General features: G+C 63.2%; 22 protein-coding genes and 1 pseudogene. 11 read left to right on the top strand and 12 right to left on the bottom strand.

Annotated elements, in window-relative coordinates:
- Positions 1 to 38 precede the first annotated feature (38 nt).
- Positions 39 to 191, bottom strand: a complete 153-nt coding sequence (locus tag BM374_RS07470) for a DUF1127 domain-containing protein (protein WP_007590701.1) — start codon at positions 189 to 191, stop codon at positions 39 to 41.
- A gap of 636 nt (positions 192 to 827) precedes the next feature.
- Between BM374_RS07470 and BM374_RS07465 the strand changes: the two genes are divergently transcribed.
- The gene (locus tag BM374_RS07465; protein WP_092290586.1) at positions 828 to 1,154 is read left to right on the top strand and encodes a hypothetical protein; all 327 of its coding nucleotides are present in this window, start codon (positions 828 to 830) and stop codon (positions 1,152 to 1,154) included.
- 77 nt (positions 1,155 to 1,231) lie between these two features.
- Here the strand turns inward: BM374_RS07465 and BM374_RS07460 are convergent, their stop codons facing one another.
- Together BM374_RS07460 and BM374_RS07455 are read right to left on the bottom strand one after the other, a co-directional pair.
- Positions 1,232 to 2,056: a lytic murein transglycosylase gene (locus tag BM374_RS07460; protein ID WP_092290584.1), complete on the bottom strand. Its 825-nt coding sequence runs from the start codon at positions 2,054 to 2,056 to the stop codon at positions 1,232 to 1,234.
- A gap of 141 nt (positions 2,057 to 2,197) precedes the next feature.
- Positions 2,198 to 3,100, bottom strand: a complete 903-nt coding sequence (locus BM374_RS07455; protein ID WP_092290582.1) for a DUF2189 domain-containing protein — start codon at positions 3,098 to 3,100, stop codon at positions 2,198 to 2,200.
- Positions 3,101 to 3,435: 335 nt separating this feature from the next.
- Between BM374_RS07455 and BM374_RS07450 the strand changes: the two genes are divergently transcribed.
- Complete coding sequence (locus tag BM374_RS07450) at positions 3,436 to 3,834, top strand: DUF3597 domain-containing protein (RefSeq protein ID WP_092290580.1); 399 nt, start codon at positions 3,436 to 3,438, stop codon at positions 3,832 to 3,834.
- Between the two features lie 46 nt (positions 3,835 to 3,880).
- Here BM374_RS07450 and BM374_RS07445 read toward each other — a convergent pair whose 3' ends face one another.
- Entirely contained in the window at positions 3,881 to 4,156 is a 276-nt protein-coding gene (locus BM374_RS07445) for a GNAT family N-acetyltransferase (RefSeq protein ID WP_092290578.1), read from the bottom strand.
- A 104-nt stretch (positions 4,157 to 4,260) separates the two neighbouring features.
- On the opposite strand from BM374_RS07445, the gene BM374_RS07440 reads away from it, so the two are divergent.
- Entirely contained in the window at positions 4,261 to 5,196 is a 936-nt protein-coding gene (locus BM374_RS07440) for a tetratricopeptide repeat protein (protein ID WP_092290576.1), read from the top strand.
- 182 nt (positions 5,197 to 5,378) lie between these two features.
- Entirely contained in the window at positions 5,379 to 5,774 is a 396-nt protein-coding gene (locus BM374_RS07435) for an SPW repeat protein (protein WP_092291828.1), read from the top strand.
- A gap of 47 nt (positions 5,775 to 5,821) precedes the next feature.
- Here the strand turns inward: BM374_RS07435 and BM374_RS07430 are convergent, their stop codons facing one another.
- From BM374_RS07430 to BM374_RS07420, 3 genes are all read right to left on the bottom strand, one after another.
- On the bottom strand, positions 5,822 to 6,097 hold the full coding sequence (locus tag BM374_RS07430; protein ID WP_092291826.1) for a GNAT family N-acetyltransferase: 276 nt from the start codon (positions 6,095 to 6,097) through the stop codon (positions 5,822 to 5,824).
- Positions 6,098 to 6,108: 11 nt separating this feature from the next.
- Positions 6,109 to 6,624: a DUF3828 domain-containing protein gene (locus tag BM374_RS07425; protein ID WP_092290574.1), complete on the bottom strand. Its 516-nt coding sequence runs from the start codon at positions 6,622 to 6,624 to the stop codon at positions 6,109 to 6,111.
- Between the two features lie 89 nt (positions 6,625 to 6,713).
- Positions 6,714 to 7,079 carry a hypothetical protein gene (locus BM374_RS07420; protein ID WP_092290572.1) on the bottom strand — a complete coding sequence of 122 codons (366 nt, stop codon included), beginning with the start codon at positions 7,077 to 7,079 and terminating at the stop codon, positions 6,714 to 6,716.
- Positions 7,080 to 7,173: 94 nt separating this feature from the next.
- Here BM374_RS07420 and BM374_RS07415 point away from each other — a divergent pair, with 94 nt between their 5' ends.
- The 3 genes from BM374_RS07415 to BM374_RS07405 all read left to right on the top strand — a co-directional run bounded on the left by BM374_RS07415 (position 7,174) and on the right by BM374_RS07405 (position 10,257).
- A complete protein-coding gene (locus tag BM374_RS07415) occupies positions 7,174 to 7,674 on the top strand; it encodes a hypothetical protein (RefSeq protein ID WP_092290570.1) in 501 nt (166 codons plus the stop codon).
- A gap of 105 nt (positions 7,675 to 7,779) precedes the next feature.
- A complete protein-coding gene (locus BM374_RS07410) occupies positions 7,780 to 9,387 on the top strand; it encodes an acyl-CoA synthetase (RefSeq protein ID WP_092290568.1) in 1,608 nt (535 codons plus the stop codon).
- Positions 9,388 to 9,396: 9 nt separating this feature from the next.
- A complete protein-coding gene (locus tag BM374_RS07405; RefSeq protein ID WP_092290566.1) occupies positions 9,397 to 10,257 on the top strand; it encodes a PCC domain-containing protein in 861 nt (286 codons plus the stop codon).
- 702 nt (positions 10,258 to 10,959) lie between these two features.
- Here the strand turns inward: BM374_RS07405 and BM374_RS07395 are convergent.
- The 5 genes from BM374_RS07395 to BM374_RS07375 form a co-directional block, all read right to left on the bottom strand.
- Complete coding sequence (locus BM374_RS07395) at positions 10,960 to 11,646, bottom strand: HAD-IA family hydrolase (protein ID WP_092290564.1); 687 nt, start codon at positions 11,644 to 11,646, stop codon at positions 10,960 to 10,962.
- Positions 11,634 to 12,197, bottom strand: a complete 564-nt coding sequence (locus BM374_RS07390; protein ID WP_092290562.1) for a DinB family protein — start codon at positions 12,195 to 12,197, stop codon at positions 11,634 to 11,636. The genes BM374_RS07395 and BM374_RS07390 overlap by 13 nt, the downstream gene beginning before the upstream one ends.
- 67 nt (positions 12,198 to 12,264) lie before the next feature.
- The gene (gene uvrA / locus BM374_RS07385; RefSeq protein WP_092290560.1) at positions 12,265 to 15,240 is read right to left on the bottom strand and encodes an excinuclease ABC subunit UvrA; all 2,976 of its coding nucleotides are present in this window, start codon (positions 15,238 to 15,240) and stop codon (positions 12,265 to 12,267) included.
- 308 nt (positions 15,241 to 15,548) lie between these two features.
- Positions 15,549 to 16,232: an outer membrane protein gene (locus BM374_RS07380; protein WP_092290558.1), complete on the bottom strand. Its 684-nt coding sequence runs from the start codon at positions 16,230 to 16,232 to the stop codon at positions 15,549 to 15,551.
- Positions 16,233 to 16,479: 247 nt separating this feature from the next.
- On the bottom strand, positions 16,480 to 17,262 hold the full coding sequence (locus BM374_RS07375; RefSeq protein WP_092290556.1) for an outer membrane protein: 783 nt from the start codon (positions 17,260 to 17,262) through the stop codon (positions 16,480 to 16,482).
- A gap of 422 nt (positions 17,263 to 17,684) precedes the next feature.
- On the opposite strand from BM374_RS07375, the gene BM374_RS07370 reads away from it, so the two are divergent.
- The 4 genes and pseudogenes from BM374_RS07370 (at position 17,685) to ddpX (ending at position 22,516) form a co-directional block, all read left to right on the top strand.
- Entirely contained in the window at positions 17,685 to 18,179 is a 495-nt protein-coding gene (locus BM374_RS07370) for a single-stranded DNA-binding protein (protein WP_092290554.1), read from the top strand.
- A gap of 151 nt (positions 18,180 to 18,330) precedes the next feature.
- Positions 18,331 to 18,665: pseudogene (locus BM374_RS07365) on the top strand (DUF2306 domain-containing protein).
- 168 nt (positions 18,666 to 18,833) lie between these two features.
- Positions 18,834 to 21,566, top strand: a complete 2,733-nt coding sequence (gene gyrA / locus BM374_RS07360) for a DNA gyrase subunit A (protein ID WP_092290552.1) — start codon at positions 18,834 to 18,836, stop codon at positions 21,564 to 21,566.
- A gap of 398 nt (positions 21,567 to 21,964) precedes the next feature.
- On the top strand, positions 21,965 to 22,516 hold the full coding sequence (ddpX, locus tag BM374_RS07355; RefSeq protein WP_092290550.1) for a D-alanyl-D-alanine dipeptidase: 552 nt from the start codon (positions 21,965 to 21,967) through the stop codon (positions 22,514 to 22,516).
- The last annotated feature ends 54 nt before the right edge of the window (positions 22,517 to 22,570 follow it).

The raw sequence follows: 22,570 nt of genomic DNA, 5'->3' as shown, positions 1-22,570 counted from the left end.
CGGGCGCTATCGGTTCGTCCGGTGAGGGCTGAACGATATCAGCCCTGATACTGACCGGCGGCAACGCGCGGGATGTCCGAGCGATCGAGGCCGATGTCGGCCAGTTCGCGATCGCTGAGCTGGGACAGCTCGGCGACATTGCGCTGATAGTCCCGGAAAGCTTGGATCATGCGGATGAGCGAAAGCAGCATTGGTAGTCTCCTGTAGTTTGATTCAGCCCTTGCCCGGGCCTCATCGTTGAAATGAATATAGGTGAGAGTGGTGCAGTGCGAAAGTTCCGATGTTGCGATGCAGCTAAGCGGTGAGTGCATAGCGACGATAAGAGACGATTAACCGGTTAGCGACCCGGCTCAACAATCAGGCACGAGGAACTGCCATGTACGCAAATATCCGTGAAATCACGGATTTGTTGAGCTTTTTGCGAGCCGAACATCTCGGAAATAAATTGCATTTTGGGAGGCATAAATCGTCCGTGAGCCAGTTTGTAGCTCAAGCTGCGGCATGCATGATTCGCATGCACTGCTTCTCTTAGTAATGAATTTTGATTCATTCTGCTGGGAATGAATGCTGGAGATCTGGGGGCGAGAGAAGGGAACAAAGGGGGACTGGCAAGCCTCTAAGACATCCCGGACGCCGGGGACCGGTTGCCTCTCAACCGATTGAGGGGCTGTCACATGATGCGCTGCGCACACGCTGGGCGTGCATCTCGTGATTACAAAGTTGTAATGAAAAACAGAAATTTCGCATGCCGCTCTGCGTAGTGCGCAACATCACGCAATTCTCGCGGGGAATTCATTGCGGCATGTTGCCGCGTCGACGGCAAAGTCGTGTTGCGGATTCCGGCAATGTCGCCGGGTCTGGCCCAAGAACAAAAGAAGGAAAGTAACATCATGACGAAGTTACTCGGGGTTATCGCTATTGCTGTCATCGCGTTGGCCGTCACACCGGCTCAGGCCGCCAAACACGCCATGGGTGGCTGCAGCGCGGGCAATCTGGAGAAGACCGAGACCGCGATCGAGGCGATGCCAGACGGCGACGGCAAGGTGGTTGCCCAGAAGGAAATCGCCTCCGCTCAGGATTCGCTGCTCAACGGCAAAATGGGTGCGTGCGGCATGCACCTCAACAAGGCGATGAACGCCACCATGGGCAAGTAAAAGGGTAGGTCAACGCAATCCGGGAGAGGGCCGGTCGCCAGGCGATCGGCCCTACGCGTTCGATCTCTGCGCGTGTCTTAAGGGGCGTGTGCGAGCTGGGTGGCGAAATAAGCCACCGTCTTGGAATAGACCTCGCTCTTGTTCCATTGCTGGAGCACCGCGAAGTTCGGGCTGCCCGGCTGCCAGTCCTTGCCCTTCTGCCAGCCATAGCCGGCGAGAAAATTGGCGGTGGAAGCGAGCACGTCAGGGACGCTGTGCAGCAGGTCGCGCTTGCCGTTACCGTCGAAATCAACGGCGTATTTCATCCAGGATGACGGCATGAACTGGGTCTGGCCGAGCTCGCCCGCCCAGGCGCCTTTCATCTCGGCGGGCGTAAGATCGCCGCGCTGGACGATGCGCAGCGCATCCATCAGCTCACCGCGAAACTGCTCGGCACGCCGGCAATCATAGGCCAGCGTCGCAAGCGAGCGGATCGTCGCAAACTTGCCGGTGTTGACGCCGAAATCGGTTTCGAGCCCCCAGATCGCAACCAGGATCTCGCCCGGCACCCCGTAAGCCTGCTCGATGCGCGATAGCACCGATCCGTATTGCTTCATCATGTTGGAGCCGCGCGTCATCCGCGGCGGCACCATGCGGCCGGAAAATTCTGCAAAGGTCTGGCTGAAGACCTTTTGCGATTTGTCGCGGTTGAGCACGCTCTGGTCCAAGGTGACGCCGGCAAGCCCGGAGGTAATGGCCTGTTGCGAGATGCCCTTGGCCGCGGCCTCGGTTTTGAAGTCAGCGAGCCATGCATCGAAATTGCCCGAGCCGCAGGCGACCGCAGCCAATGCGGGCTCGACGGACAGGATTGAGGCTGAGAGGACGAGGGCTGCGAGAGCGAGACGAGAAATCGTCGGGGTCATCAGAGGTAATTGATTCCGTGAATGACATGACCGGCGGCGGAATGTCTGATGGAACAGCGGCCAAAGCAAGGCGTACGACGGTGGCCAATCCCGCCCGAGTCCGGACGGGATTGGCTATAACGAGATCGTCAGGTCGGCGCTCTATTCCCTATTCCGCCACGGGAACAGATTGGCGGGGAAATCCGCCGCCGGCTTGCGTGGACGATGGGGCGGAGGCGGCACCGGCCGCGCGCCGGGCTCCGAGACGATGGCCTTGCGATACAGGTGCCACGTGGCGTGGCCGAGCAGGGGAATCACGACCGCGAGCCCGAGGAACGCGGGAATGGTGCCGAGCGCCAGCAGCGCCGCGACGATCAGGCCCCAGGCAGCCATCGGCACCGGGTTTTTCGCGACCACGCGGAGCGAGGTGACCATCGCCTCCAGCGCGCCAGCATGGCGGTCGAGCATCAGCGGGAACGATACGGCGCTGATGCAGAGCGCGGCGAGCGCGAACAGAAAGCCCGTGCCGCAGCCGACCACGATCAGCCACCAGCCCTGCGATGTCGTCAGCACACGCGTGACGAAATCCGAGATTCCGGTCACGCCTTCGTACCCGAATGCCGCCACATAGATCGCCTGCGCCGTTGCGACCCAGGTCACGAACAACGCGAGCAACAACACGCCGAGACCGAGCATGGCTCCAAAAGAGGGCGAGCGCAGCACGTCCATGGCATCCCAGGCGCTGGCCTCTTCATGACGCTCCCGACGGCTCGAGAGCTCATAGAGGCCGAGGGCTGCGAACGGGCCGATCAGGGCGAAGCCCGCGGCGAGCGGAAACAGCAGCGGGAGGACCGAATAGCCCATCACCACACGGGCGAGCACGAGGCCCAGCACCGGATAGATCACGCAGAGAATGATGGCGTGGCTTGGAACTGCCTTGAAATCTTCCCAGCCGCGCCTGAGCGCGTCGCTCAGATCGGAGAGTTGGATGGTTCGGATTACCGGTCCAGCCGCGTCTGCGGTCTGGCCCATCGTGGGGACATTGCCCTGATATAAGGTGGCCATGGTCGGCTTGCTCCCTTGCCATGCGGCCGAACTGGGCGCCGACAACGGCGCAAGCGGCCGCTTTTTCTGAGTTTCGCGAGTCCAACCAGACGCGAATTCCGGATGGCATCGCGAGCTGAAACCAAAGCGTACGCCTATTTCCGAGTCCTGTCCCTCACGCTTGGGTGAGATTCAATGCCGCAGTGCAACCTCGATGACGTCATCCGGTCGTCATTTCGCCGCAGATAAGCTCATGCTGCTTGTGGGGCGCGCGCACAGTGCGGGCGCAATGCAGAAACTTCGTCTATAAGGGCCTACTCAGGCCTTCCAACTGGGATCCTTTTCGGGGAGCAGACATGAGTATTTTCGGGAAAATCATGGGCGCGATCTTCGGCAGCCATCCGGCTTCCGCTGCGTCCGCTGGCAGCGCGCCCGCCGGGGCCCCGCCGAGCGGGTCGACGCCAGCGTCTGCACCTGCCGCCGCGCCAGCGGCTACAGTGGACGTCGCCGCAATCGTCGACAAGGCGGCGGCCGCGCACAAGGGCGAGAAGCTGGAATGGCGCACCTCCATCGTCGACCTCATGAAGGCGCTTGACGTCGATTCGAGTCTCGCTGCGCGCAAGGATCTGGCCAAGGAGCTCGGCTACACCGGCGACATGAACGATTCTGCCAGCATGAATGTCTGGCTGCACAAGCAGGTGATGTCCAAGCTCGCTGCCAATGGCGGCAAGCTGCCGCCGGAAATCAAGCACTGATTCACAACCCGATGCCAGGGCCCGCGATGTCGCGGGCCCTTTGCATTCAGGCACGGAGATCAGCATCCTCCGGATGCCTGTCGAGATAGTCGACGACGAAACCGCAGCCCGCGATCACCTTCTTGCCGTCGCGGCGGATGATCTCGAGCGCGCCCTTGATGAGCTCGGACGCAATGCCGCGGCCGCGCAGCGCTCGCGGCGTCTCGGTGTGGGTGATGATGACGGCCGACGGCGTCAGCCGATAATTGGCGAAGGCGAGCTCGCTGCCGACATCGAGCTCGAAGCGGCTCTTGTCCTTGTTGTCGCGTACCAATGCCGCCATGCCAGATCCTTCCGAAGTCATGCTTGTTTCCTGATCTAGGTGACTGAACCCCCGCTTGCCAAGCCGCGACCAAGGGAGGCTGCCGCAGGGGAGATATCTGCAAAATGCGTGTTCTGGTTGGCCTGATCGCTTTCCTTACCCTGTTCGCTGTGGCAGCGCCGTCTCCGGCAGCTGCTGCGGGCGGTCCGGCCTGGGAAGCCTGCGTCGGGTTGACCAGCGCGCCGGATGAGCGGGTGAAGGCCTGCACGACCGTGATCGACACCAAGAGCGAGACTGGCCGCAGGCTGGCCGGCGCCTATTGCAACCGTGGGCACGGCCTAACTGAGCGGCGCGAGCTCGATGCCGCGCTGTCGGATCTCGACGAGGCGGTCAAGCTCGATCCGACCTACGCCTGTGCCTACAATAATCGCGGACGCGTCTACAGCTTCAAACGCGACTATGATCGTGCCATTGCCGAGTACGACCAGGCCATCAAGCTCGATCCGTCGCTGGCGATGGCCTACAGCAACCGCGGCGAGTCCCGTTACAACAAGGGCGATCTCGACGGCGCCATCGCCGATTTCGACGGGGCGATCAAGCGCAACCCCAGCTATGCCACCGCCTATGCCAATCGCGGTTACGTCTACGCCCGCAAGCACGATACGGCGCATGCCCTGGCGGACTTCAGCGTGCGGATCAAGCTCACGCCCGATCTGCTCGCCTATATCGACCGTGGCAACGTCTATCGCGACAGCGAGCAGCTCGACCGCGCTGCGGCCGATTACGGTGAGGCGATCCGCATCGCGCCGACGGATGCGCGTGGCTGGCGCAACCGCGGCATGATCCGGCTCTATCAGGGCGACAACAGCGGCGGCCTCGCCGACTACGACAAGGCGCTGCAATACGATCCCTCGGACGTGTTCTCATGGAATAACCGCGGACAGGCCAAGCTGCGGCTTGGCGACAAGCAGGGTGCGATCGCCGATTTCAGGAAAGCGCTAGAGTTGCAGCCCGGCCTTGCAACGGCGCGCCAGGCGCTCCAAAAGCTGGGCGCGCTGTAGCGCCGTGGAAGCCTCGCGTCCTGCGGTAAATCCAAATAATCCTCGAGGCCCCCTTGCAAGTTCCAAGGTGGTTCCCACGTCCTTCACAAGGACATACGCCCGAATGCGGCCGGCAGGGTCGCTGTACATTCGGTGTTATGATCGCCAGCCGCAGACGTATGCCTCTTTTTGAGGAGGATACGATGTCGGACTTTGGTTTCTTGAATACTCATCGCGCATGGGAAGACTGGTGCGGGATGCTGCTCGGCGCGCTGATCGTCGTGTCGCCGTGGTTTCCTCTCCGCGAGCAATCCATCGTCGGAAATGAGACGACGATCCTGAATGCGGTCGCAGTCGGCTTGGTCGTCTTCGGCATCAGCCAGCTCGAATATGTCGCACTGCAACGCTGGCAAGAGTTCGCGACGATCCTGGCCGGACTTTGGCTCATCGCCTCGCCTTATGCCCTCGGCTACTCCGATGCAGGCTTTCTCCGTATCTACCACACAAGTCTCGGCGGAGTGGTCGTGCTGCTTGGGATCCTCCAGCTGTGGCAGGACTGGGACATGAGTGACCAGGATCTGCTCAGACACGGGCAATAGCGGCAGATCGGCAGGCCCGCCGGGCGAAGCTCGGCGGGCCTGCGCCTTCACGATTTCACCAGATCCGCATAGTCCGGGTGCTTCTCGATCCAAGCCTTAACGAACGGACATTGCGGAATCAGCTTCCATCCGGCCGCGCGGACCTGGTCGAGCGCGCCTTGCACCAGCCTTGAGCCGATGCCTTTGCCGCCGAGCTCCTTCGGCACGTCGGTATGCTCGAATGTGATGACATCGCCGTCGAGCTTGTAATGCTCGGTCGCGAGGTGACCCTCCACCTCCAGTTCGTAGCGGTGATGGGCTCTGTTGTTGAACACGTCGCTCATGATGTCTCCGGTCAACTTTTCAGCGAGTCCGTCAGCATCTTGCGGATCGACCAAGCTTCTCCGTCGGAGGAGCCCTTGATGTCATCGATTTTCCAGCTGCCGGCCTCGCGCACGAAGTCGTAACGCAAGATCTGGTCGGCGGGTTTGCGGTCGTTGCGATGGCCTGTGATGGTCACCGCGAGCGTGGCCTTGTCGGCCTCCGTCTTCTCCGCGTCAATCTTGAACGACTTCACGTCGGGTTCCTGCGAGTTGGTGACGGGATCGAAGTCAACAGGTCCGACATCGCCCTTCGGCGTATGCGCATCCGCCCTGGCCCAGAGCCCGACCAGCGCCTTGGAGAGATATTTTGCTTTTGCGGCCTTGGTCTCGGTGACGAAGGCAGCGCCGCCATCACCTTTGCCTTTGGCTGCGCGCGTATAGATCGCGGTCAGGATGGTGGCGGGATCGGCCGGCGCGGGGCTCTGGGCGAGGGCAGGCGAGGCGGCTACGAGGAGAGAGCCGGCAATGAGGCTGCGGCGGGTAAGCATGGATTGTCCCCGGGATGATGGCACGCGATGAGGGCCGGAACGATCGATCAGCGCGGCATCTCAGTAGACCGGTGTAACGGCCATACGGTTCAATCGGTCGCCTTGGCGAGCCGCGAATCTTCCGGCTGTTGTTTCGGGCGGAGGCAGCCCTGGCAGATGACCAGCGAGCGATTGACCTTGGCGTCCTGCTCGGCCTCGATGCCGTCCTGGACCTGCCACCATTCCTTCGAATAGGGTTGGAGGCCGGCTTGGGCCCGGGCACGCTCGGATGCGGCGATGCGCGTCGCCGGCAACGGCTGGGCAGTGGCACGAGGCTGATTGGGGTCCTCGCCAGCGCCATCCCACGCGTAACGCGCAGGCTTGAATGCGGAGCCCGAGGTGAGGTCCGCTTGCGGAGCCGCGGCACATCCGGCGAGCGCCAGCGACAACAGGAAGACGGCAGACGCTTTGACCATGATGCGGCACTCTGTACGCGAGAACTGATGAAGGTTGCGCCGATCATGTTTAAATTTCCCTGAACGGTTGGGCCGGCGCCGGCGACAAACGCGCATGCGTTATCTCATCGTCCTGCTCGTTTTGTTCCCCATCGCCGCCGCGCGCGCGGACGATGCGAATCCGTTCAATCCCGCCGACTATCCGCCAGGCGTGCAGAAGGCGCTGCGCTACGTCAAAGAGGAGTGCGGGAGTCAGGGCGGCGGCGAGGTTGCGTTCGCGCCGGATACCGTGCGCAGGATCGACCTCACAGGCGACGGGCGTGATGACTACATCGTCGATTTCCGCGACACCAAATGCAGCGGGCGCGAGGGCACCTATTGCGGAACCGGCGGTTGCGTCATGAATATTCTGGTGACGCTGCCGGATGGCCGCGCGCGCCAGGTGTTTGACGGCTATGTCCGCAACTACACTGTCCTGGCGCCGCCGATGAAAGGCGGCGCAGCCCGCACCATCCGCTTCGATCTGCACGGCAGCTTCTGCGGTGGCTTTGGCGCGCAGGCTTGCGTCAAGCGGAAGGCGATCACGGCGAAGCCGTTCGAGTTCAGGACACCGTAGGGCAGGGGTGCGGATCGCGGCCTTGCAGGGGCGCGTCCGATGGCGATAAATGGGCTGCAATGAGCGGGCGGCTTGCGTGCCGTCCACCGCCGAAGAGGAAGCCCGATGCAGCCGCTCCGCATGTCCCGCCGCGTCATGAATCTCGCTTACATGCTGACCCAGAATGCGCGGAGGCATGGAGCGCGCGCCGGTTTCGTCTGGGGTGACAGATCCTGGACCTGGCGCGAGATCGATGCGCAGGTTTCGGCGCTCGCCGCTGCCCTCGCCGCACGCGGCGTGGTCAAGGGCGACCGTATCCTCGTCCATTCCAAAAATGGCGACGAGATGTTTTTCTCGATGTTTGCTGCATTCCGGCTCGGCGCGGTCTGGGTGCCCACCAATTTCCGGCTGATGCCGGACGAAGTAGCCTATCTCGCGCAGGCTTCGGGCGCGAAGGCGTTTCTCTGCCACGTCGATTTCCCTGAACACGCGGCGGCCGTGAACGGCGGCGCCCTGGAGTTCACCTGGAGCATCGACGGCAAGGGCACGTTCGGCGAGCGCTCGGTGGCCGAAGCGATCGCCTCGCAGGCGGGGCAGGTGGTCCAGAACATCGCCGTCGAGCACGATGATCCCTGCTGGTTCTTCTTCACCTCCGGCACTACGGGCCGTTCCAAAGCCGCAGTGCTGACGCATGGCCAGATGGGCTTTGTCGTCACCAACCATCTCGCCGATCTCACGCCCGGCGTGACGGAAGCCGATTCCTCGCTGGTGGTGGCGCCGCTGTCGCATGGTGCCGGCGTGCATCAGCTGGTGCAGACTGCGCGGGGCGTCTGCACGGTGCTGCTGCCGACCGAGAGATTCGACATCGACGAGGCGTTTCGGCTGATCGAAAAGCATCGCGTCGGCAATCTCTTCACCGTGCCGACGATCCTGAAGATGATGGTCGAGCATCCCGCGGTCGACAAATACGATCATTCCTCGCTGCGTCACGTCATCTATGCGGGTGCGCCGATGTATCGTGAGGACCAGAAGGCCGCATTGAGGAAGCTCGGCAAAGTCATCGTGCAGTATTTCGGTCTCGGCGAGGTCACCGGCAACATCACGGTGCTGCCGGCCGCGTTGCATGATCCCGAAGACGGGCCGCATGCGCGGATCGGCACTTGCGGCTTCGAGCGCACCGGCATGCAGGTCTCGATCCAGGACGACGAGGGCCGCGAGCTCGGCGCCAATCAGAGCGGCGAGATCTGCGTGATCGGGCCTGCGGTGCTTGCCGGCTACTACGACAATGCTGAAGCCAATGCGAAGGCGTTCCGTAACGGCTGGTTCCGCACCGGCGATCTCGGCCACATGGACGAGGAGGGCTTTGTCTACATCACCGGACGCGCCTCCGACATGTACATCTCCGGCGGCTCCAACATCTATCCGCGCGAGATCGAGGAGAAGATCCTGACGCATCCGTCGGTCGGCGAGGTCGCCGTGCTCGGCGTGCCCGATGCGACCTGGGGGGAGGTTGGCGTCGCGGTCTGCGTTGCACGAGAGGGTGCCAAGCCGGTCAGCGAAGCGGAGATGGCGGCATTCCTGTCGCCGAAAGTGCCGCGCTACAAGATGCCGAAGCGGTTCTACTTCTGGGAGGCGCTGCCGAAATCCGGATACGGCAAGGTACCCAAGCGCATGGTGCGTGACGAGCTCGAGGCGCGCGGGCTGCTCGAGCTCGACAGGAAGCAGGCGGGCTGAGCGCGGGGCATGCGGACCATCAAGCAGCCGGGGGCTCCCGCCACTGAACGGATCCAATGGGTGGAGGCAAGGGGGCGCGCGTTTTCGTTCACGCTTGACGCCGGCCTGCCGCTGCTCGAAGCCGCGCGTCGCGGTTTTGCGGCGGAAGGGTTTGCCGGCGGCGTGCTGAATTTCGGCCACGGCGCGCTCGGGCCGTTCGGCTATGTCATGCCGGCGCTGTCCAAGACCGGCGAGAATGCGGCGTTCTATAGCGAGACGTATCGTCCCGCAGGCGTGACGCGCACGAGGCTCGGCAGCATGACGTTGGGATCGCGCGACGGTGCGCCGTTCTTTCATTGCCACGGGCTGTGGACCGAGGCGGATGGCAAAGCGAGCGGTGGCCACATGCTGCCGGACGAGACTGTTATCGCCGAACCATTCGAGGTTCAGGCCTTCGGAATCGATGGCGCGATGTTCACGGCGGAGCCCGATCCCGAGACCAATTTCAAGCTGTTCGGGCCGGTGCCAGCGGCGCGCAACGGCGCACGCGCGACCAGCCGCGCCTTTGCGCTGCGGCTGCGGCCCAACCAGGACTTTGCCTTGTGTCTCGAAGCCTCCTGCCGCACGCATGGCATTGCGCGTGCCAAAATCCACGGCGGCGTCGGCTCGACGATCGGCGCGCGCTTCACCCATGGCGGCGTGACCGAGCCGTTTGCGACGGAGCTTGCGATCACTGCCGGGACGATCGCGCCTGCCACGTCCGGGGCGCTGGAAGCCGCGCTCGATGTCGCCCTGATCGATTACACCGGCGGGATCGCCGAGGGGCGTCTGATCCGCGGCGACAATCCCGTGCTGATGACCATGGAGCTGGTGCTGGAGGTCGTGGAGTAGCCTCGCTGGCGCTGGGGACCGCAAGATACCTCTTTGCAATGAGTCCGTCCCTGCTAGCGGCGCCCGAGATCGGTCTTGAATGGCGAGCATGAGTTCTCGTCCTCGCGGCACATCGCGCCCGAGCTCTGCGACAATGTTTGCCCACGAGAGTGCCGAGGGCGCAGGGAAGGCCGGGTGCCGACTGGCACCCACGGTCCACTGTGCGATGAGTTGCGCTACAAGAGGCTGCACAGCGGCATACAGGTGAAGCCAAACATCCGGCCTTCCCTGCGCAGTGGGTTGACGGCTTATGTCGCGCTCTCCCCGGGGAGCGATGCACTATTGCCCCCGTCGCCTTGCAGATGATTGATTGCGAAAACCCGGTCGGGCCACACGCATCCCCGCAAGACTTGGCGCACAGCCTTTCGGGCGCCAGGACCACACGATTTTGCCGTACGCGGATCGCACCGGTCGTTCGCGCGAGGCTCTCGCTCACGGTTGCCCGCCCTGCAAGACCCTTCGCGCCAATGCGGCCCGCGTCCACCACGTCCCATCCCGCGTGTCGTGACGATCGCGATAGCGCCCCTCGGCTTGGGCTGGGATGGTCGCAATATGCGATAATTCCGAATTCCAGTAAAGCGAACTATTTTCGCGCTGATACGTTGACCTTGCTCTGGCGTGTTTTGCCTGTCGGGCAACGCAAGGAATGGTGTGCACGACCAGCTATGACACCACATCAAACGCCCGCACGACCTCGTCGATGTGCTCAAATACAAAGTCCGGTCTCAGCGTCCGCAACGCCGCTGGCGCTGCATAGCCCCAGCACACCGCGCCGCAGGCAATTCCCACGGCGCGCGCCGCTTCGATGTCGCGCACCTCGTCACCGATCGAGATGACCCTATGCGGTTCGACGCCTGCGCGCCGGATGACGCGACGGAATCTTGCGGGCTTGCCGAACACCGAAGCCGCGCAGTCGAAGTGCGAGAACAGCGCGGCTGATGTCCCAAGCTTTTGTCGCGCATTGGCCTCACTGTCTGACGTCACCAGCGCGAGCTGTATGCCCTTGCCGGCCAGGGTCCGCAGCATCGCGTCAGCGCCCGCAAACAGCGAAATCTCCGCCGCCGCTTCGCCCTTCAACCGCCGCGCATGCCGCGCGATTGCCGGCAGCTTCCACACAGGCACTTCGAGGCGGCTGAGGATCTCCCGCGTCGAGGCATGTCGCAGCTCCTCGACATCCTCATCGGCGACGCGCCGAAAGCCGAAACGGTCGGCGACATCGTTGATGGTGCGCAGGAACCAGGGAAAGCTGTCGACGAGGGTGCCGTCGAGGTCGAAGATGGCAAGGGAGTAGGGCGCAGAAGAGCGGTCCTCGGACGCAGCTCGGTTCTTCACCACGTCTAGTCTTTCCACACGGTCTCCTCGGTCCAGCCAAGCTCCGCGAACTCGTCCGCTCGAAGCGGCGCTTCCCCTTCTGCGAAGAACTCATCGAGTTGCGGTGGCGCGACCGCGGTCTCGGCCAACATCGCGTGAGCCTGCCCGCGATGATGAATCTGATGCTGGAAGAGATGCATGAGGAGCCGGTCGCGACGCTCGGTCTGGACCCGCGTATGGCGATTGATCCGGACCGTACCGTCGAGAAGCTCAGGCGTGAGCGCATCGCAGATGGCGAGCAGACGCCGGTCCATGGCGGCCTGGGCAGGTTTCAGCTCGGATAACGATGGATTGGGTACCTCGTTTTCCCAGGCGCGTGGTCCGAGCCAGCCACCCTCGAGGGCATCGACGTAAAAGAGATCGATGACGTAGATGTGGTTCAGCGTGCGCTGCAGGCTTGGGAAGAACCCGGCTCGCCGCGCTTCGAAATCGGCCTGGCTCAGGCCGGCGCACGCGGTGAGCAGGCGATGGTTCGCCCAGGCATTGTTGTGGGCGAAGGCGCGATAGGTTTGCACAAGTCCAGCGGACATATCGGCACCAGTCTCACGAGATGAGCAGTGGCGGATCACGCTTTGCTAATCCGCCCGCGGCATCGGTCTACTCCGCCGCCTCGCTCGTGCTCCGTCGCTTCGGCTTGCGGGCCTTCTTCAGCACCGGCTCCAGGAACTTGCCGGTATAGCTCCGCTGCGCCTTGACGATGTCTTCCGGGGGGCCCCAGGCGACGATCTCGCCGCCGCCGTCGCCGCCTTCGGGACCGAGATCGATGACCCAGTCGGCGGTCTTGATGACTTCGAGATTGTGCTCGATCACGACGACCGTGTTGCCCTGCGCGACCAGCTCGTGCAGCACTTCCAGGAGCTTCTTGACGTCGTGGAAGTGCAGGCCGGTGGTCGGTTCGTCCAGGATGTAGAGCGTGCGACCGGTGGCTCGCTTGGACAGCTCTTTGGCGAGCTTGACGCGTTGGGCTTCGCCGCCCGACAAGGTCGTCGCCTGCTGGCCGACATGGATATAGTCGAGGCCGACGCGGTGAAGGGTCTGGAAGGTCTCGCGCACGCGCGGCACTGCCTTGAAGAACTCGGCCGCCTCCTCGACGGTCATGTCGAGCACGTCGGCGATGCTCTTGCCCTTGAACAGGACTTCCAGCGTCTCGCGATTGTAGCGCTTGCCCTTGCAGACGTCGCAGGTGACGTAGACGTCGGGCAGGAAGTGCATCTCGATCTTGATGACGCCGTCGCCCTGGCAGGCCTCGCAGCGGCCGCCCTTGACGTTGAAGGAGAAGCGGCCGGGCTCATAGCCGCGCGCCTTGGCTTCGGGCAGTCCGGCGAACCACTCACGGATCGGCGTGAAGGCGCCGGTGTAGGTCGCGGGATTGGAGCGCGGGGTGCGGCCGATCGGGGACTGGTCGATGTCGATGATCTTGTCGATATGCTCGAGGCCCTCGATGCGATCGTGCGGGGCGGCACCTTCGCTGGCATTGTTCAGCTTGCGGGCGATGGCCTTGTAGAGCGTGTCGATCAAGAGCGTCGACTTGCCGCCGCCCGAGACGCCGGTGACGCAGGTGAACAGGCCGAGCGGAATCTCCGCCGTGACGTTCTTGAGGTTATTGCCGCGCGCGTTAACCACCTTGATGGTGCGGCGATGGTTCGGTGGGCGCCGCTCCGGCACCTCGACCTCGAGCTCCCCGGTCAGGTACTTGCCGGTGAGCGATTTCGGGTTGCGCATGATCTCGGCGGGCGTGCCTTCGGCGACGATGTTGCCGCCATGCATGCCGGCGCCGGGGCCGATGTCGAGCACGTAATCGGCGAGGCGAATGGCGTCCTCGTCGTGCTCGACCACGACCACGGTGTTGCCGAGGTCGCGCAGCCGCTTGAGCGTGTCGAGCAGGCGTGCGTTGTCGCGCTGGTGCAGGCCGATCGAGGGCTCGTCCAGCACGTAGAGCACGCCCGTCAGGCCCGAGCCGATCTGCGAGGCCAAGCGGATGCGCTGGCTCTCGCCGCCGGACAGCGTGCCGGAGGAGCGGGAGAGGGTGAGATAGTTGAGGCCGACATCGAGCAGGAAGGTGAGGCGCTCACGGATCTCTTTCAGGATGCGCCCCGCGATCTCGTTCTGCTGCGCGTTCAGCGTTTCAGGCACGGTCTCGAACCACGCGCCGGCGCCCTTCACGGAGAGCTCGGAGATCTCGCCGATATGCTTTCCGCCGACCTTGACGCAGAGCGCCTCGGGCTTCAGCCGGAAACCGTTGCAGGCACCGCAGGGCACGTCGTGGAAATATTTTGCGAGTTCTTCGCGGGCCCACTCGCTCTCGGTCTCGCGATAGCGGCGGTTGATGTTGGTGATGACGCCTTCGAACGGCTTCTTGGTGTCGTAGGAGCGGACGCCGTCCTCATAGGAGAACTTGATCTCATCCTCGCCGGAGCCAAACAGGATCGCATTCTGCGTTTTCTTCGGCAGATCCTTCCACTTCGTGGTCAGCGTAAACTTGTAGTGCTTGCCGAGCGCGGTCAGCGTCTGCGTGTAATAGGGCGACGACGACTTTGCCCAGGGGGCGATCGCACCCTTGCCGATGGCGAGCTCCTTGTCGGGGATGACGAGGTCCTCGTCGACATGCTGCTCGACGCCGAGGCCGCCGCAGGCCGGGCACGCGCCGTAGGGGTTGTTGAACGAGAACAGGCGCGGCTCGATCTCGGGGATGGTGAAGCCGGAGACCGGACAGGCAAACTTCTCGGAGAACAGGATGCGCTCGGGCCCGCTCTTGTCGTGGATCTTTGCGGTCTTCTTTTTCTCCTCGACCGGCGCGGCCGCCGGTGCGTCGGCGAACTCGACCACCGCGAGACCCTCGGCGAGCTTCAGCGCGGTTTCGAAGCTTTCGGCGAGACGCTGACCGATGTCGGCGCGCACCACGATGCGGTCGACGACGACGTCGATGTCATGCGGGAATTTCTTGTCGAGCGTCGGCGCTTCCGCGAGCTCGTAGAAGGTGCCGTCGATCTTGACGCGCTGGAAGCCCTTCTTGAGCCATTCGGCGAGCTCCTTGCGGTACTCGCCCTTGCGGCCGCGCACGACGGGCGCGAGGAGATAGAGGCGGGTGCCCTCGGGCAGCGCAAGCACGCGGTCGACCATCTGCGAGACGGTCTGGCTTTCGATCGGAAGCCCGGTGGCCGGCGAATAGGGCACGCCGACGCGCGCCCAGAGCAGGCGCATGTAGTCGTAGATCTCGGTCACCGTGCCGACGGTGGAGCGCGGGTTCTTCGACGTCGTCTTCTGCTCGATCGAGATCGCCGGCGACAGGCCATCGATCTGGTCGACGTCGGGCTTCTGCATCATCTCCAGGAACTGGCGGGCATAGGCCGACAGCGATTCGACGTAGCGTCGCTGGCCCTCGGCGTAGATGGTGTCGAAAGCGAGCGAGGATTTGCCCGAGCCTGAGAGGCCGGTGAAGACCACGAGCTTGTCGCGGGGAATCTCGACGTCGATGTTCTTGAGGTTGTGCTCGCGCGCGCCGCGGATCGTAATTGCGCGCAGGCTGGAGGCCGCATTCTGTTGTTGGCGCTTCGCCTTGATCACTTCATCCATCCGCGTTGCCCTCAAGGAATCCCAAAGCTACGCGATCGCGCCAATGGACAGGCGCGCTTCGCCCGGAACCGGGACCGGCGCCAATGGGTATGTGAGCGAACGTAGGAAGAACGGAGACGGATTTCCAGTGGGACTTGCGAATCGTCAACGGATTGTTGTTGCGCTGGCGGGACTTGGCAGCAGGAGCGCGGAACTTGCGCGAGCGTGGCCCAAACAAAAAGGCCGGCGCGAAGCCGGCCTTTCGTGACGATGTCACGTCGGTAGCGACGATCAGTACTGAACTCAGTACTTGAGCTCAGTACTTGAGCTCAGTACTTGGCGACCACGGGGGCGCCGAAGTGATAGTTCACGCCGACCTGCACGGTGTGGAAGTTGAGCGTGCCGGACGCAGCGGGAGCGCCGATGTTACCGAAGTAGGTCTCGCTGCCGAGGCTGCGATAGAGGTATTCGCCCTTGACCGACCACTGCGGCGCGAAGAACGCTTCGACGCCAGCGCCGACGGTCCAGCCCGAGTGGAACTTGCTGTCGGACACGGTCACGCCGAGCGCGCTGCCGCTGATCTTGTTGTCGATCCAGGCGTAACCGCCGGTGCCGTAGAACAGCACGTTGTTGACGGCCCAGCCGATACGGCCGCGCACAGTGCCCATCGCGTCGGTCTTCGAGCTCGCGCTCACGAGACCAAAGCCGGGAACGCCCGCTGCGACGGAGGCGCTGACGTCAGCCCAAGCGGCGTCGGCCTCGAGGCCGAACACGACGTTGCCGGTCTGCCAGTTGTAGCCGGCGGTGCCGCCGACGAAGCCGCCCTTCATCTTCGGATCGGAATCGGCCTGCCAGGCGCCGCCACCGACGAGACCGAGATAGAAGCCGGTCCAGTTGTAGACCGAAGCCATGGCGACCGGGGCCTTCGTGTACGGGCGAGCCGCCAGGTCGGCAGCCGAAGCGGCGCCGGTCAGAGCGATCAGAGCGGCCGAAGCCAACAGAATCTTCTTCATATTGAACAAATCCCAGTCCCAGTTTCTATTTTGGGCTTCCGTGCGTCGGAAGCAGTATCGGACACCGTGGTCCAACTAACGCCGTGCTTACACCACTGAAGCTGCAAGTTGTGTCTCCCAAATGCCACAATGGTTGCAAAATGTCGCCGTCCTTGACCCCTTGTTCCGTCCGAGAATCCCGCCAGCAAAAAAGGCCGGCGCAAAGGCCGGCCTTCCTGCGAAGTCTGGAAGATCAAGTGCTACAGCATCAGTACTTGGCGATCACCGGGCCGCCCCAGCGGTAGTTCAAGCGCACGAGGCCCATATCGACATCCTGGCCAATGCGGTCGCTGCCGAAGGCGGCTCCGGCCGGCGTGGTCAGGCCGATCGTGCGGTGACCGAGGAACATGTGGTCATACTCGACGCCTACCGACCAGTTCGGCGCGAAGCCGAATTCGAGACCTGCACCAACGGCGCCACCCCAACGAGTCTCGCGGGCTGACGCCAGCAGGGTACCAGCACCCGGCGTACCTGAAGCCGCGAAGACGTCGTACTTGTCCCCGACGACAGCGCCGCCACCCTTCACGTAGAGCAGCACGCTATTCCAAGCGTAACCGACCTGCCCCGTGATCAGGCCAAAGGAGTCGATGCGCGAGCGGTTGCGGTCGCCGGTAATGAGTGCCGTGCCCGGGAAGGCGAGGCTGACGTTATCGCCCTGGAAATCAGCCCAGTTGCCCTGACCCTCGAGGCCGAACACCCAATTGGCCGATTGCCAGCGGTAGCCAATCTGTCCGCCGATCGTGCCGCCGGTGGCATTGTGGCAGCCTTCGGGAACGAGAGTGCCCGTGACCGGCGTCACGAAGTCCCAGCACTTGTGGGCCGATCCGCCGCCACCGTTGATGCCGATGTAGAAGCCGCTCCAGTCGTAGATGGCCGCGACCATCGGCGCCGGCGCCTTGGTGTAGGGACGCGCCGCAAGATCCGCTGCACTCGCGGGTGCAGACAAGCTCAACGCAACAATACCGATGGTGCCGAACAGAATTTTCTTCATTGCAGTCTCCCCAGTGTCGTCCGCTTCAGAGATCCCCGAGCGGTCAATCAGGCGCGACGCCCATATGAACTAATTCCAAGGCGAACCTAGCCCAATCGCAGGGTAGAGTCCGTCTCTCGAATGCAACACTCGTCGGGTAATCGAATTGGCGTAAGTTGATGAATGTTAAGTGCTTTCTCTGCTGGCTCGGTTCCAATTCATGGCGGCGTGCATAGCGGCCCGGGCACCTGCCTGCGGGTTTCGCCTCCTCCATTCTTTGAATGGAACAAATCTGGAACAAATGTCCGCGCGGTGCTATATGTGGGGATAACCGAGGGTGTGGCGGGCCGATCGGCACCTGTAAGCGTATAGGGTCGGCCCAACGGGCGGGAGCGCGGGCGCGCCCTTTCGAAATTCAGCGGCATTTGGAGCGGAGAGCGGCGATGGCGGGAAGCGTCAACAAAGTCATTCTGGTTGGAAATCTCGGCAAGGATCCCGAAATCCGCCGTACCCAGGACGGGCGGCCGATTGCGAATCTGAGCATTGCCACCTCCGAGACCTGGCGCGACAAGAACAGCGGCGAGCGCAAGGAGAAGACGGAGTGGCATCGCGTCGTGATCTTCAACGAAGGACTCTGCAAGGTCGCCGAGCAGTACCTGAAGAAGGGCGCGAAGGTTTACATCGAGGGCGCACTCCAGACCCGCAAATGGACCGACCAGAGCGGCGTGGAGAAGTACTCCACCGAGGTCGTGCTGCAGGGCTTCAACTCGACTCTGACGATGCTGGACGGCCGGGGCGGTGGCGGAGGCGGCAGCTTCGGCGACGAGCCGGGCGGCGATTTCGGCTCGTCCGGCCCGGTCAGCAGCGCACCGCGCCGTGCCGTGGCCGCTGGCGGCGGTGGCCGCAACAACGACATGGACGACGACATTCCGTTCTGAACTTCGCTCCGAGACTCGGCCTGCTCATGTAAAGCGGGAGAGTTTTTTGCCAACTGACGGGCTGGCCCGGTTTTTCCGGGTTGGCCCATGTGTCGTTTCGGGCCTTTGACGGCTGGCCGCACCGGCGATCCCGCTGCATGCCTTCGCGGCGATGGCGGCATTGTGCTCGGCCTCGTCCAGTTCGCTGCGCACAAGCGCACGCTACCCCACCTGACGGTCGGCTGGATCTGGGTGGTGCTGATGGCCGTGGTGGCGGCGTCGTCATTCTGCATCCACCGGATCCGCATGGTTGGGCCGTTTAGCCCGATCCACCTGCTGTCGATCCCCACGCTGGTGCTGCTGCCGCTCGCGGTCTGGCGCGCGCATACGCATCGTGTGGCCAATCACCGGCGGATCATGATCCTGCTGTTCACTGGTCTGGTGATCGCAGGGCTGCTCACGCTGGTGCCCGGACGCCTCATGCACCGGGTGATTTTTGCGGCGTAAAGGGCGGTTTCGCCCGGCTTGCTCGGGTCCTGCTCCGGACGGTAGCGGGGAGGGCGTAAGTCTCTGGAAAAACAGTCGGAAAAAGCGCTTTCCAGACCCCTGCAAGGGTGGTTATCAGGGCGTCGATGCGCTATATGATTCCCAGATAAAATTTCACCGGATTCCCCCTTGGCTGACGACGACAACAAGCCCGGCGACCAGCCGGCGCAACCCTCGGACATTCGCCCCGTCTCGATCTATGAGGAGATGAAGAAGTCCTATCTCGATTACGCCATGAGCGTGATCGTGTCGCGCGCGCTGCCCGATGCGCGCGATGGGTTGAAGCCGGTGCATCGCCGCATCCTCTACGCGATGAACAATCGCGGCGACACGCCGGACAAGAAGCACAAGAAGTCCGCCGGCGCCGTCGGTGAGGTCATGGGTAAGTACCATCCCCATGGCGACCAGGCGATCTACGATGCGTTGGTGCGCATGGCGCAGGACTTCTCGATGCGCGCGCCCCTGATCGACGGACAGGGCAATTTCGGATCGGTCGACGGCGATCCGCCTGCAGCGATGCGCTACACCGAGTCGCGCCTGACCAAGATCGCGCTCAAGCTGCTCGAGGACATCGACGACGACACGGTCGATTTCCAGGACAACTATGACGGTTCCGAGCGCGAGCCGGTGGTTCTACCGGCGCGGTTCCCGAACCTGCTGGTCAACGGCGCCGGCGGCATCGCCGTTGGCATGGCCACCAATATCCCGCCGCACAATCTCGGCGAGGTCATCGACGCCTGCGTGGCGTTGATCGACAATCCCTCGCTGACCATCGACGAGCTCAACAGCATCATTCCGGGTCCGGATTTCCCGACCGGCGGCATCATCCTCGGACGCCAGGGCATCCGCAGCGCCTATCATCTCGGCCGCGGCTCCATTGTGATGCGCGGCAAGGTCACTTTCGAGACCATCCGCAAGGAGCGTGAGGCGATCGTCATCACCGAGATCCCGTATCAGGTGAACAAGGCGACGATGGTCGAGCGCATCGCCGAGCTCTACAAGGAAAAGAAGATCGAGGGCATCTCGGATCTGCGCGACGAATCCGATCGCGACGGCTACCGTGTCGTCGTCGAGCTCAAGCGCGATGCCGTGCCCGACGTGGTGCTCAACCAGCTCTACAAGTTCACCCCGCTTCAGACGAGCTTCGGCGTCAACGCCGTCGCGCTCGACTCGGGTCGTCCGCAGACGATGAACCTGAAGGACATGCTGACGATCTTCGTCGGCTTCCGCGAGCAGGTCGTCACCCGCCGCACCAAGTACAAGCTGCGCAAGGCGCGCGAACGCGCGCACGAGCAGGTCGGCCTTGCCATTGCAGTCGCCAATATCGACGAGATCATCAAGGTCATCCGGCATTCGCCGACGCCGGCGGCCGCGCGCGAGACCCTGATGACGCGCGACTGGCCGGCCCGCGACGTCGAGGACATCATCACGCTGATCGACGATCCTCGCCATCGCATCAATGAGGATGGTACGATCCGTCTGTCGCTGGAGCAGGCGAGGGCGATCCTCGAGCTGCGCCTGGCACGCCTCACCGCGCTCGGCCGTGACGAGATCGGCGAGGAGCTGGCGAAGCTCGCCGGCGAGATCGAGGATTATCTGGCGATCCTTCGCTCGCGCGCCCGCATCCTCGACATCATCAAGACCGAGCTTGCCGAAGTGAAGGCCGAGTTCGCCACGCCGCGCAAGACCGTGATCATGGAGCAGGAAGGCGAGGTCGAGGACGAGGACCTGATCCAGCGCGAGGACATGGTCGTCACCGTCTCGCACGCCGGTTACGTCAAGCGCGTGCCGCTGTCGGCCTATCGCGCCCAGCGCCGCGGCGGCAAGGGCCGCTCCGGCATGCAGACCCGCGACGAGGATTTCGTCAGCCGCCTGTTCGTGGCCTCCACGCACACGCCGGTGCTGTTCTTCTCCTCACGTGGCCAGGTCTACAAGGAAAAGGTCTGGCGCCTGCCGATGGCCGCGCCAAACGCGCGCGGCAAGGCGATGATCAACATCCTGCCGTTGGAGCAGGGTGAGCGCATCACCACCATCATGCCCCTGCCCGAGGATGAATCGACCTGGGCGCAGTTAGATGTGATGTTCGCCACCACAGGTGGCAACGTCCGCCGCAACAAGCTGTCCGACTTCGTCGATGTCCGCCGCTCCGGCATCATCGCCATGAAGCTCGACGACGGCGAGGCGATCGTCGACGTGCAGATCTGTACCGAGCGCGACGACGTGCTGCTGACCGCCGCCGGCGGCCAGTGCATTCGCTTCCCGGTTCCCGACGTGCGCGTCTTCACCGGGCGCACGTCGATGGGCGTGCGCGGCATTGCGCTTGGCGAGGGCGACAAGGTGATCTCGCTGGCGATCCTGCGCCACGTCGAGACCACGTCCGATGAGCGTTCGGCGTACCTGAAGATGCGTCGGGCGGTCGCCGGCGAAGCCGCGGCCGAGGACGCCCCGGCGGACGCCGAGGCCGAGGAGACCTCTGGCAGCTTCCAGCTGCCGCAGGAGCGCTATGTCGAGATGTCGGCACAGGAGCAGGTCGTGCTGACCGTCTCCGTCAACGGCTATGGCAAGCGGACCTCGTCCTATGAGTATCGCACCACGGGCCGCGGCGGCAAAGGCATCGTCGCCATGAGCGTCAACAACCGCAACGGCAATTTGGTCGCATCCTTCCCGGTCGAGGACGCGGATCAAATCATGCTGGTGACCGACAAGGGCCAGCTGATCCGCTGCCCGGTCGAAGGCATCCGCATTGCCGGCCGCTCGACCCAGGGCGTGATCGTGTTCGACACTGCCGAGGACGAGCATGTCGTCTCGGTCGAGCACATCACGGAAGAGGCCGAGAACGGCAACGGCGCCAATGGCGAATAGCGAGAGGGCGGTCAGCGCCGTTGGCTGGCTGCCTCGGGCGTTGCCTTGGGCACAATGACGCTCAGATTGGTGACGGGCGTGAATTTCAACTCTGCTCCGGATTTAATCGCTAACCTGCTCATTCCCTGGCAAGGCAAAGTTACTTCGAGCTTTGCTGCTGCGCAGCTGCGCACCGCATCAAGGCAACGCGACAGAACCCCTCACGACAGCCGACGTCCCAACGAGCATATGGCGAAGCAATAGGCAGTGCGACCAGCTGCCAGCTTCTGGATTGCATTATCGTTCATGCATATCCTATAGTTGAGTTGCGTCGGAAAAGATGCGTGCATGCGCATCAATTCCAGGCGAGCTGACGCCTGAGCTCGCCGCTAGCACAGAATCTTCAGGATCGAAATCCGATGCTTGTCAGTATGACTGAAGAGGGGAACATCACCCTCGATATTAGATATGCGAGCAGCAATAACATCCTTGGGCGGCCGATATACAAACGTTCGGTAGCCTTGCTCGTGCCGGAAGCCCACCGACAGCTTTTGATCGCTGCCGAACGAGCCAAGGCGCTCGGTCTTGGCGTTACAGTGTACGACGCTTTCAGGCCACTCGAAGCCCAATGGATTTTCTGGGACGCGCTGGAGGACAAGACCTTCGTCGGCGATCCGCGACTCGGAGGCACACATCCTCGGGGTATTGCCGTCGATCTTACGCTTTCCGACTTGGTATCGGGGAAAGAGCTTGAGATGGGGACCGCTTTTGACGCGCTGACGTCGCTGTCCGGCCATCATGCCCTCGAAGGCTTGCCAGCCGATGCGATCCGCAATCGCGCAATTTTGCTCGGTATCATGACGGCGACTGGTTGGGCGCATTATGGCCCTGAATGGTGGCACTACAACCTTCCGAATATTCACGACTATGAACCGTTAGCTGCGGCGGACGTGCCCCAAGGCCCGATGTGAGTCGTAATCAACGTGCAATGCGCGAACCCCGAGCCGCTGCAGCGTGGACAAGTC

Origin of the sequence: Bradyrhizobium sp. Ghvi, assembly GCF_900115265.1 — a bacterium.
Taxonomy (GTDB): Bacteria; Pseudomonadota; Alphaproteobacteria; order Rhizobiales; family Xanthobacteraceae; genus Bradyrhizobium.
Note: the sequence above shows the minus strand (reverse complement) of the source record. Positions and strands in the feature narration are given on the sequence as shown.